This is a genomic window from Ruegeria sp., assembly GCF_028066395.1.
Lineage (GTDB): Bacteria > Pseudomonadota > Alphaproteobacteria > Rhodobacterales > Rhodobacteraceae > Ruegeria.
On the sequence record NZ_JALCBM010000001.1, the window covers coordinates 111,762 to 121,122 of the forward strand.

At 57.1% G+C, this 9,361-nt stretch carries 9 protein-coding genes and 1 pseudogene; 7 read left to right on the plus strand and 3 right to left on the minus strand.

Translation table 11 applies throughout. The annotated features are described in order from the left end of the window. The first annotated feature begins 179 nt into the window (after nucleotides 1–179). Entirely contained in the window at nucleotides 180–512 is a 333-nt protein-coding gene (locus tag MPJ51_RS00580; protein ID WP_298381048.1) for a YegP family protein, read from the plus strand. Nucleotides 513–640: 128 nt separating this feature from the next. Here the strand turns inward: MPJ51_RS00580 and MPJ51_RS00585 are convergent, their stop codons facing one another. Next, nucleotides 641–1,582, minus strand: coding sequence for a response regulator (locus tag MPJ51_RS00585; RefSeq protein WP_298381049.1), 942 nt, complete (start codon nucleotides 1,580–1,582; stop codon nucleotides 641–643). 670 nt (nucleotides 1,583–2,252) lie between these two features. Here MPJ51_RS00585 and MPJ51_RS00590 point away from each other — a divergent pair. Continuing rightward, nucleotides 2,253–2,882 (plus strand): acyl-homoserine-lactone synthase, encoded by a 630-nt coding sequence (locus MPJ51_RS00590; protein ID WP_298381050.1) that lies wholly within the window; start codon nucleotides 2,253–2,255, stop codon nucleotides 2,880–2,882. Between the two features lie 71 nt (nucleotides 2,883–2,953). Here the strand turns inward: MPJ51_RS00590 and MPJ51_RS00595 are convergent, their stop codons facing one another. Beyond that, the gene (locus tag MPJ51_RS00595) at nucleotides 2,954–4,390 is read right to left on the minus strand and encodes a HAMP domain-containing sensor histidine kinase (RefSeq protein ID WP_298381051.1); all 1,437 of its coding nucleotides are present in this window, start codon (nucleotides 4,388–4,390) and stop codon (nucleotides 2,954–2,956) included. Between the two features lie 296 nt (nucleotides 4,391–4,686). Between MPJ51_RS00595 and MPJ51_RS00600 the strand changes: the two genes are divergently transcribed. Continuing rightward, nucleotides 4,687–6,021 carry a cytochrome P450 gene (locus tag MPJ51_RS00600; protein WP_298381052.1) on the plus strand — a complete coding sequence of 445 codons (1,335 nt, stop codon included), beginning with the start codon at nucleotides 4,687–4,689 and terminating at the stop codon, nucleotides 6,019–6,021. 17 nt (nucleotides 6,022–6,038) lie between these two features. Here the strand turns inward: MPJ51_RS00600 and MPJ51_RS00605 are convergent, their stop codons facing one another. Beyond that, nucleotides 6,039–7,172 carry a response regulator gene (locus MPJ51_RS00605; protein ID WP_298381053.1) on the minus strand — a complete coding sequence of 378 codons (1,134 nt, stop codon included), beginning with the start codon at nucleotides 7,170–7,172 and terminating at the stop codon, nucleotides 6,039–6,041. Between the two features lie 317 nt (nucleotides 7,173–7,489). Between MPJ51_RS00605 and MPJ51_RS00610 the strand changes: the two genes are divergently transcribed. The 4 genes and pseudogenes from MPJ51_RS00610 to MPJ51_RS00625 form a co-directional block, all read left to right on the plus strand. Beyond that, nucleotides 7,490–8,365 carry a carbon-nitrogen hydrolase family protein gene (locus MPJ51_RS00610; protein WP_298381054.1) on the plus strand — a complete coding sequence of 292 codons (876 nt, stop codon included), beginning with the start codon at nucleotides 7,490–7,492 and terminating at the stop codon, nucleotides 8,363–8,365. Between the two features lie 88 nt (nucleotides 8,366–8,453). Beyond that, the gene (gene infA, locus MPJ51_RS00615) at nucleotides 8,454–8,672 is read left to right on the plus strand and encodes a translation initiation factor IF-1 (protein WP_005978431.1); all 219 of its coding nucleotides are present in this window, start codon (nucleotides 8,454–8,456) and stop codon (nucleotides 8,670–8,672) included. Between the two features lie 10 nt (nucleotides 8,673–8,682). After that, nucleotides 8,683–9,261: a Maf family protein gene (locus MPJ51_RS00620; RefSeq protein WP_298381055.1), complete on the plus strand. Its 579-nt coding sequence runs from the start codon at nucleotides 8,683–8,685 to the stop codon at nucleotides 9,259–9,261. Next, nucleotides 9,258–9,361, plus strand: a pseudogene (locus tag MPJ51_RS00625) (ribonuclease G); the annotation flags it as partial. The gene MPJ51_RS00620 and the pseudogene MPJ51_RS00625, both read left to right, overlap by 4 nt.

The following is a 9,361-nucleotide window of genomic DNA, read 5'->3' on the forward strand; positions in this document are numbered from 1 at the left end:
ATTCGCGTTCAGGCCAGCGTCTTGAAAAGATGACCGGGAAAAACAGCCATCTGCCGCCGGGGTGGGCGGCGGCGGATACGCCTGTCGATCACGCCGCCAGAACTTTTACCTTGTGACCGAACGGTAAAAATCGCAACGTCAGGGTGGTTTTTTAGTTCAACAATAAGGAGGTAGACCACATGGCTGGCAAATTCGAACTCTATAAGGACAAGGCGGGCGAGTATCGGTTCCGGCTGAAAGCGGGAAATGGCGAGATCATTCTGGCCAGCGAAGGCTATGTGCAAAAGGCCAGCGCGGAAAACGGCATCGCCTCGGTCAAGACGAATTCACCGAATGACGACCGGTATGAACGCAAGGAAACCAAATCCGGCGGGCATATGTTCAACCTCAAGGCCAGCAATGGTCAGGTGATCGGCACCAGCGAAAGCTATACCAGCACCTCGGGCCGGGATAACGGCATCGACTCGGTCAAGCGCAACGCACCGGATGCGCGGGTCGAAGACTTGAGCTGATACGGGCCAAATCTTTGGGCGGGGTGGCTTTTGCGGCCAAGTCCAAAGCCTTTCGGCGACCATCCATCGTTGGTCGCCGGGCTGAAGTTCTTGCGGCAGAGGTCCCCCCTGCCAGCACTTGCAGGTGCTTAAGCGAACCTTGCCATTTGCGTGTTGCCCAGCTCGGCAAGCTCAACCGCTTTGTCGATCAAAAACAGCGCTTCCATTTTCGATGTGGCCTTGAGGGCGACATCCTCCCCGACCTGATATGAAATCGAGTGGTTATCCCGCGCGCAGCTTTCAACCTCAACCGGCATGTCGGACAACAGCGTTTTCAGTTGCTCTGCCCCCATTCCTTTTTGATTGTCGAGGATCAGCAGGTACACCCCATTGCCCCAATAGGTCGCGAAATTCCGGCCCTTCTGGGTTTTGGACAAAAGCGCCGTCCCCGCCGAAGCCATGGTTTCACGGAACGCGCTGGCGGTGCTTGCGTTGAAAATCTGCTCGGCATCCGCAACCTTGACCGCGACAATTTTCGACACCGTGGAATGCATTGTCGACAGCTGAATAACGTAGTTTTCGAACTCGGCCAGCCCGATACATCCGGGCAAATCTCCGAAATACAGCGGATCGCTCAGGCGCAGGTCCGGATTGAATTCCGAATCCGTCTGGGCATACATGTCGGCTTCCAGCACCTCAATCGCGGCCCGGCGCTCTGCCGCCATCCGGTAGGCGTCGGACAACCGTTGCTGGAGGTCGGAAAACTCGAACGGTTTTGTGACATAGTCCGTCGCCCCGACATCGAAAGCCTCGTCGATATACTGCTTCTGCACCATGGCCGTCACCATGATGATCGGGGTGAACTTGTAACCGGGAATTTTCCGGGCCTCTTCGCACAAGGCGATGCCGTTCATCTGCGGCATCTGCACATCCAGAAGCAGACAATCAAAAGCCTGCTTGGGCTCTGACAGGATCTGAAGCGCCTCCTGGCCGCTTCGGGCTGTTACCACATCCTTGTATCCGAACGCGGTCAGAACACTTGTAAGCAATTCCAGAATGCTCGGGTCGTCATCTACGGCAAGTATACGCATAACTGTTCACCAACATTTAGCACCGCACCAACCGCTGGCCTTGCAGACAAAAGCGACAGCTGAACGGCGCGCACAACTCTCAGGGTTTTGGCAAGGTGTCGGATAAAAATGGCAAAAGGGTGGCGTTGGAAGGGCGCCCTTATGTCTACACATGAAATTGTGAACCCCTCTTGCTTTCTGACAGAGCTCACCCGCCCCGAGCCCTGATTTATGACGGACCCACTTACGATGACCGGGGCGATTCCCGCCTATCCCCCGCGCCTTTTCCGGGCGATTCGCAACACCGCAGGAAACCTGCCGACCCGAATAAAGAGCAGAAAAATTCCGATGAAAGCCAAAACCTTTCAACGCGTTGGTGGCAGAGCGTGCCTTTCAAATCGTGCACCCAAGAAAAAAAGGGATCAGAGAACCTGCAATGGCCGCCCTGCCCCTTGGCCTCGCCCGCATAAGAGGGGGAGAATCGGTCACACCAACCCAAAAATTCTCAGGATTACGTTATTAGGTTGTAGACAGGGCGGGTTTAATCTTGTCATAAGTGTGTCAAGTTTGTGGGGAAAATATGGACAGATCACTCGGGTATGAGCAGGCGTACCTTGAACCGAATACGTTTTCGGACTTGCAGCCAGCGAATAACATAAGGATTGCGCCGAAGCCTTTGGCGCACCACAAATTGTTTACGCCCAAGCGAAACGCGTCAGCGCTTGAGGACGAGCTTGGCAATATCCGCGCAACGACAATGAATTTTCGCAACATTCATGAACACGGAACGCTGCTGGCCAAATATCTTGAAACCCGTAAGGCGATTTTCATCGACCGGCTGAAATGGCAGGTTGGTCAGGTCGACGGGATGGAATTCGACCAGTACGACACCCCCGCATGCCAATGGGTTGTCCTGCATGAATTTGGTGAGGTGCTTGGCGGCGTGCGGCTTTTGCCCAGCACCGCGACCTGCGGGATCTACAGCTACATGCTACGGGACGCGCAAAGGGGCATCCTGGGCGGGTTGCCAACCGACATCCTGTTCTTCGAAGCCCCGGTCAAACCGCGCATCTGGGAAGCTTCCCGCTTTTTTGTCACGGACAACGTCTCATCCGCGCGCAGGCTTGCGGTCCAGCAAAAGTTGTTTCACCGCATGACGGTCACGGCAAAAGAGGGCGGAGCAACCAGCATCCTCGGGATTGTCCCCTCGATCTGGGCCCGATGGTCCCGCAGGCTTGGGGTTGGGGCGACTCCGGTCGGTGCAAAATTCTCGATCGAAGGCACCGTAAGCCAGTCGGTTCTGTTCAACATCCAAAAATAAAGAGATCAGCTCTCTCTTTCTGTTCGGCAGGACACCGCCCGCTAAAACAAAGTGGGTTCACGACACCCCATTCAGGGGCGCAGATCTTGCGGGGCCTTGTCGGTCTTTCGGAAATACGCCCGCCCGGCAGCGCCATTCACGCGTTTTTTGGTCAGGGGGAGTTCAATGAAGAACTCGGTGCCTTTGCCAAGCGTGCTCTCATAATCAATGGTGCCGCCGAAATGCTCCACGATCTCTCGGGAAATGCTCATCCCAAGACCGGTGCCGCCCGCGTGGCGTTCATCGGATGAATCGATCTGCGAAAAGCGGTCGAACACCTTGTCCTTGCTGTCTTGCGGGATGCCGATGCCCTGGTCCTTGACGAATATCCGGACACGAGAACCATCTTTCCGACACCCAACGACAACCGTGCCGCCGTCAAAGGAAAACTTGGCCGCATTCGACATCATGTTGCTGAGGACCTGAAGCAGACGGGATGCGTCGCCTTTTACATACAAGGCATTCTTGTCACGAATATCCTCTTGATATTCCACATTATGGGCGCTGGCATATCCCAGGTTGCAGGCGATGGCCTCGCGGATTAGGGCATGCACGTCGATCGTGCCCTCGCGGTAATTCATCTCACCCGCTTCCATCTTTTGAATGTCCAGAACGTCATTGATCAGGGACGCCAGTCGTTCGCTATTCTTGGTGGCCAGATGGACCAGATTCTGCATGTTTTCCGGAACCTCGCCCAAAGCGCCCGAGTTGATCAGGTCCAGCGACCCCTTGATCGAGGTCAGAGGGGTGCGCAGTTCATGGCTGACGGTCGAGATGAACTGTGTCTTGGCGATATAGGCCGCCTTGGTGCGCTCATGCTCTTCCCGCAGCTTTTCGAGCTGTTCCAGATTTCTGCGATACAGCTTGAGAAACACCAGCGAGCAATCGATCAGAAAATACATCACGAAGACGACGGTGAAGAAATGCAACCAAAGCTCGGATGACAGGTCGGGCTGTTCGATCCAGATATCCTTGACCACGATCACCATGAAGGACACGCCATACATCGCCAGACGGACGATCATCGCCCAGACGAACTGATGGTTGTTCATCGCCGCAAACAGCGCGGCCGCAAACAGGAAAAACAGCGGGGTGAAATGTTCGCCCGAGGGCTGTTTGACGGCGACCGAGACCGCATAAAGACAGATCGCAGCGGAACTGAGGATCGTGTTCAGCAATATCCAGATGACCATCATGGCAATGGCCTTGCGCTGATCCGGCCTCAGACGCGGTACGCGACGGGCAAGGATCAGGTCCTGCGCCTCGCACATAAGAATGGTGCCATAGAACAACAGGGCGTTGATCGGGTCATAGAAAAACGCTGTCAGAATCGTTGTGGCCAGAAAAATCGCCTGTCGCTGCCAGAGCAGCGCAAAGCTCATGGCAGTGTAATCCTTGATGTTCTGCAGCAGCCGGTCTTCGGGTATGTCGGCCCCCCGGTCCGGCTGTATCGCGTCGCTGACCGTCATCCCATTGTCTTCATGTCTCGCCCTCTTAAGGCGTCATTATCGAAACAATGAGGACGGAGTTGGTCGGAATTGGGTTCACAGTTTGGCAATAATCCAAACCGCGCCCCTGGATTGTTACATGGCGAATGTGGTTTGCAGGGCTTGAGTCACGTGGTTTTCATTGGGTTATTGCGAAAACCTGTGAATGCAAAGCAATGATCTCGTTGCTTTTTTGCGTGTTTTCCACCTAAATGCTCAGACAAGGCAGCAAGACAGCGCAGGGGGATCGTGACTTGACCGCTTTAGGAAGGACGGATGTGAAACAATTCGACGTCACCCCGGTGTCGGCCCGGCTTGCCGAGGGGCCCGTGAACCTGCTGCAATTTGCACGCTCGGCCGGTCGGAACATGCTCGAAGTCATTCCGGTTGAAACCATGCGCCAAACCTATGTGCGCGGCCCGCTGAACATCCATTATATCTGTGACCCGGAGATGATTACCGAGTTGCTGGTGGGTCAAGGCCGGTCTTTTCCCAAGGCGAAGTTCACCAAGGACATCATCGGATCGGCGGTGGGCAACGGCCTGATCCTGTCCGAAGGGGACAAGTGGCGTCAGCAAAGGCGCAGGTACTCGCCCCTGTTCGCAGCCCGAAACCTGCCGGTGCTGGCCCGGCATTTTGCCAAAACGGGCATTGAGGTTGCGGAGTCGCTGGCCGAAAACGAAGGTCCGGTTGATGTCGCGCAGGTGGCCCCGGCCTCCACATTGACGAATATCTCGCGGGTGATCTTTTCGGGCAATGAAGAGGTCAGCGCCGAACAAATACGCGTCGGGCTGATCGCCTATTTCAACTACATCTCGGATCTGTCCCTGTTCGACCTGATGGGCCTGCCCAAATGGCTGCCGCGCAAGAAATGGCTGCGCAGCAAGGCTCCGGTCACCACGATGCGCGATCTGGCCCGGACTGTGATCGAACAGCGCCGCGCGGAAGACCGCGCCGAGCCGCGCGATTTTCTGGACCTGATGATCGAGGCCCTGAAAACGGATTTCGAGGATCTGGAAACCACGGTCGACAACCTGCTGACCTTTGTTGTTGCGGGGCACGAGACCTCGGCCAACGCGCTGGCCTGGGGCTATTACCTGCTGGCGCTGAACCCGGACATGCAAAACCGCATCCGAGCCGAAATCCTGTCAGTCAGCCAGGACAATCCGATAGAATTCGAGCATCTTGAGAAGATGCCGCTGCTGCGCGCGCATATCAAGGAAACCCTGCGCCTTTACCCCTCGGCCGCGTTTTTTGCCCGGGATGCGGCGGATAGTGTCGAGATCAAGGGGATACAGATCGAAAAGGGCGATGCGCTGTTTTATCCGGTCTACTCCCTGCACCGAAACGATCAGTTGTGGGAGGCGCCCAATCAGTACCGGCCCGAACGGTTCATGGGCGCGCCGATCCCGCGGGGGCAATACATCCCCTTCGGCGACGGCCCCAGAATCTGCATCGGCGCACAATATGCCGAGACCGAGATCATGGTGCTGATGGCATCCGTCCTGCGTCGCGTGAATTTCTCATTCACGGATACCGAAATGCCCGAACCGGTGCTGACCTTCACCATGCGCACCAGCGGCCCGCTTGTCCTGAACGCCGAAGCGGTTTGAGACAACCTGACCCGCCGCTATCTGCGGGCGAAGTAGGTTTTGTCGCCGTAAAGCTCACGCATGACTGTTTCAAACAGCCTTGGGCTGGCTTTGCGCCGTTGCTCGGCTTCGAAATCAGAACCGGTGTAAACCTGTGGGGTCGTGCCTTTTCTCAGCTCCAGCTCGCGATGGTTCACATGCTCGACCGCCGCATTCAGCGCAGCACCGGCACCGGTTTTGGACAGCGCCCGCATGGAGACAGGCACGCTCATCACCGTGCGCAGATGAGGTGACGCGCCACGCGCGCTGAGGACCATGCCCAGTTTCCGGCTCAGAACTTCTTCTGACGGAAGCATGTCGGTGTGGTCCCGCCCGTGGGTGACCACCAGAAAAATCCCACCACCCCGGTACGAGAACACCGCACCGGCATCCCGCGACGTATTTTCGATGCAGTATCCGATATCCGAAATCACCCGGCGAAAGCCGCTGAAATCATTCAGATCAAACCGATAATCAGCGTCCTGAAGTTTGACCGCACTGACCCAGCTGTCAAAAAGACGTCCCCGGGACAGCTGCTGAACGTAATTGTCGAATTCAACATACCGCAAACATCTTTCCAGCCCGTCGATTGACAGCGGGTCTTCGAAATTGAATTGCTGGCTGAAATCCAGTTCTTCGCGCAGGGTCCTGATCGATGCCGAAGAGGTCTGCGTTCTGATCCGCTCCATCATCAGCAAATGGGCGGCATTCATGCGGCTGCGCAGTTCGAACAGGTCAAACGGTTTGGTGACATAATCGAATGCGCCTTCCAGAAAGGCCTCTTCCACATGCTGCCGATCGTTCATCGCGGTCAGCATGATCGCAGGCGTTTCCGCATAGCCCGGGATGGTCCGAACATGGCGAAGCAGTTCCAACCCATTGGTTTCGGGCATCTGAATGTCCAGAAGCAGGCAGTCAAACGGGGTCTCGGCGTCTTTGATCTGCTTCAGTGCAGTCGCAGCCGAGTCAGCCACCGACACGTGACAGTTTTCAAACTCAGGCAGGGCTGTTTGCAGCAGGTCCAGAATGCCCGGCTCGTCATCGACAACCAGAACGCTCATCGTCGCCTGCTTCAGCGCCTGGATTTCCAGCGTGCTTTGGAACCAATCCTGACCGGGGGTGGAATGTTTCATAACTGATACCCGCATTGATCTGTTTAACGGTGTCAGCCTAGGTCCCGAGTGGGACAAAACAGCGGCAAAAAGGATGAAAAACCATTCGGATTGGGGTAATTTCTTGACCTTATTTTGGCCTTCATGGCCAAAATGCCTGATCAATTGCAGGTCGCGGTCCAGCTTTGTTGCAGAATCCGCCGCCTTTTTCAGGGATTCCGACCCCCATGCTGGACAGCATCCAGTAGACAGCACTCCCTTGTGAACAAGCCTTCAACGCGCATAAATGACAGTCGCCGTATGGTGGTCCTGAAAATTTGAAGCTTTGGATGAATGCCATGAAAATCGCAACCGCCGCCTACCCCCTCGATTGGCTCGACAGTTGGGCACAGTACGAAGACAAGCTGGCCGCCTGGGTGTCAGAGGCAGCGGGGCATGGGGCAGAACTGCTGGTCTTCCCCGAATACGGCGCGATGGAATTGTCGACGCTGGACGGCGCCGCAGTGGCCGGGGATCTGGAGCGTTCGATTCAGGCCGTGTCGGACTGGATGCAGGATGCGCAAGCCCTGCACACCCGTCTGGCGCAGGAATATGGGGTTTACATTCTGGGTGCCTCTGCCCCGGTTGTGGATGGGCCGGGACGACCGGTGAACCGGGCCGCTTTCTATGCACCGGACGGGGCGCAGGACCATCAGGACAAGCAGATCATGACCCGGTTCGAACGTGACCCCTGGGGGATCGCACCGGGCGGGCCGCTGAAACTGTTCGACACCGCACTGGGCAAGATCGGCGTATTGATCTGCTATGACAGCGAATTTCCTCTGCTGGGACGCGCCCTGCAAGAGGCCGACCTGATCCTCGTGCCATCCTGTACCGAGGCTCTGTCCGGCTATTGGCGCGTGCGGATCGGGGCGATGTCGCGCGCGCTGGAAAACCAATGCGTGACGGTCATGGCCTCTCTGGTCGGCAACAATGACTGGTCCGAGGCGGTGGATATGAACACCGGCATGGGCGGCATCTTTGGCCCGCCTGATATCGGGTTCCCTCAGACCGGGGTGCTGGCCGAAGGCGTACTGAACCAACCCGGCTGGACCTATGCCGAGGTCGACCCCGCCGCCATCGCCCATGTCCGCGCCGACGGTCGCGTGCTGAACCGCACCCATTGGGCCGAGCAAAAACCCCGAGCCAATTCGGTCACAATGTGCCCTCTTTAGGCGATTCCGCCCTTGAAATAGGGCCGAAATAGGCTCATTTAAGCGCATCCTGCGGATTCTGCAGGTGCAACGTAATGATGGAGACAACATGGCCAAGGAAGATACGCTCGAATTTCCCGGTGTCGTGAAGGAACTCCTGCCCAATGCGACGTTTCGGGTCGAGCTGGAAAACGGCCATGAGATCATCGCACATACGGCAGGCAAGATGCGCAAGAACCGCATCCGTGTTCTGGCCGGCGACAAGGTTCAGGTCGAGATGACCCCTTATGATCTGACCAAGGGTCGGATCAACTATCGCTTCAAGTAACGCCAGCCACATGGCGTTTATCCTCGGATCGGGCAGCCCAAGGCGGCTGGACCTGCTGGCGCAGCTTGGCGTGCAGCCCGATGCCATCCGCGCCCCTGACATCGATGAAACGCCCCTGAAAGGCGAACTGCCGGTCCCCTATTGCAGCCGCATCACGCGGGAAAAAGTGCAGGCGGTTCAGGCGGATAGAGACGATGTTACCCTTTGCGCAGATACCACTGTGGCACTGGGCCGTCGCATTCTGGGCAAACCGGAAAACGCCGGACAGGCGGCGGAGTTTCTGCATGCGCTGTCGGGTCGGCGTCACCGGGTGATCACCTCGGTCGCGGTCCGACGCGGGGATCGGGTGCTGCAACGGGACGTGGTTTCCCAGGTCAAGGTCAAGCGCCTGTCGGATGTGGAAATCAACGCCTATCTGGCCACCGGTGACTGGCAGGGCAAGGCCGGTGCCTATGCCATCCAAGGCCCTGCAGGTGCCTTCATCCCGTGGATTTCGGGCTCGTTCACCGGTATCGTCGGCTTGCCCCTGTCGGAAACCGCCGCCCTGCTGCAAGGCATCGGCTATCCTTTGTATCGCGAGGCATCATGAAGGGTCGCACCATCGTTCTGGACCATATCCAAGGCCGCGAAGCTGCGGCCCTGATGGTTGATGGCAAGCTGGACGATTTCCTGATCGCCACCGACGCCCC

Excerpts from the sequence above, each read along its gene's own strand:
- MPJ51_RS00620 (WP_298381055.1), top strand. The coding sequence starts at position 8,683 with ATGGCGTTTATCCTCGGATCGGGCAGCCCAAGGCGGCTGGACCTGCTG.
- MPJ51_RS00595 (WP_298381051.1), bottom strand. The coding sequence starts at position 4,390 with ATGACGGTCAGCGACGCGATACAGCCGGACCGGGGGGCCGACATACCC.
- MPJ51_RS00605 (WP_298381053.1), bottom strand. The coding sequence starts at position 7,172 with ATGAAACATTCCACCCCCGGTCAGGATTGGTTCCAAAGCACGCTGGAA.
- infA (WP_005978431.1), top strand. The coding sequence starts at position 8,454 with ATGGCCAAGGAAGATACGCTCGAATTTCCCGGTGTCGTGAAGGAACTC.
- MPJ51_RS00580 (WP_298381048.1), top strand. The coding sequence starts at position 180 with ATGGCTGGCAAATTCGAACTCTATAAGGACAAGGCGGGCGAGTATCGG.
- MPJ51_RS00610 (WP_298381054.1), top strand. The coding sequence starts at position 7,490 with ATGAAAATCGCAACCGCCGCCTACCCCCTCGATTGGCTCGACAGTTGG.
- MPJ51_RS00585 (WP_298381049.1), bottom strand. The coding sequence starts at position 1,582 with ATGCGTATACTTGCCGTAGATGACGACCCGAGCATTCTGGAATTGCTT.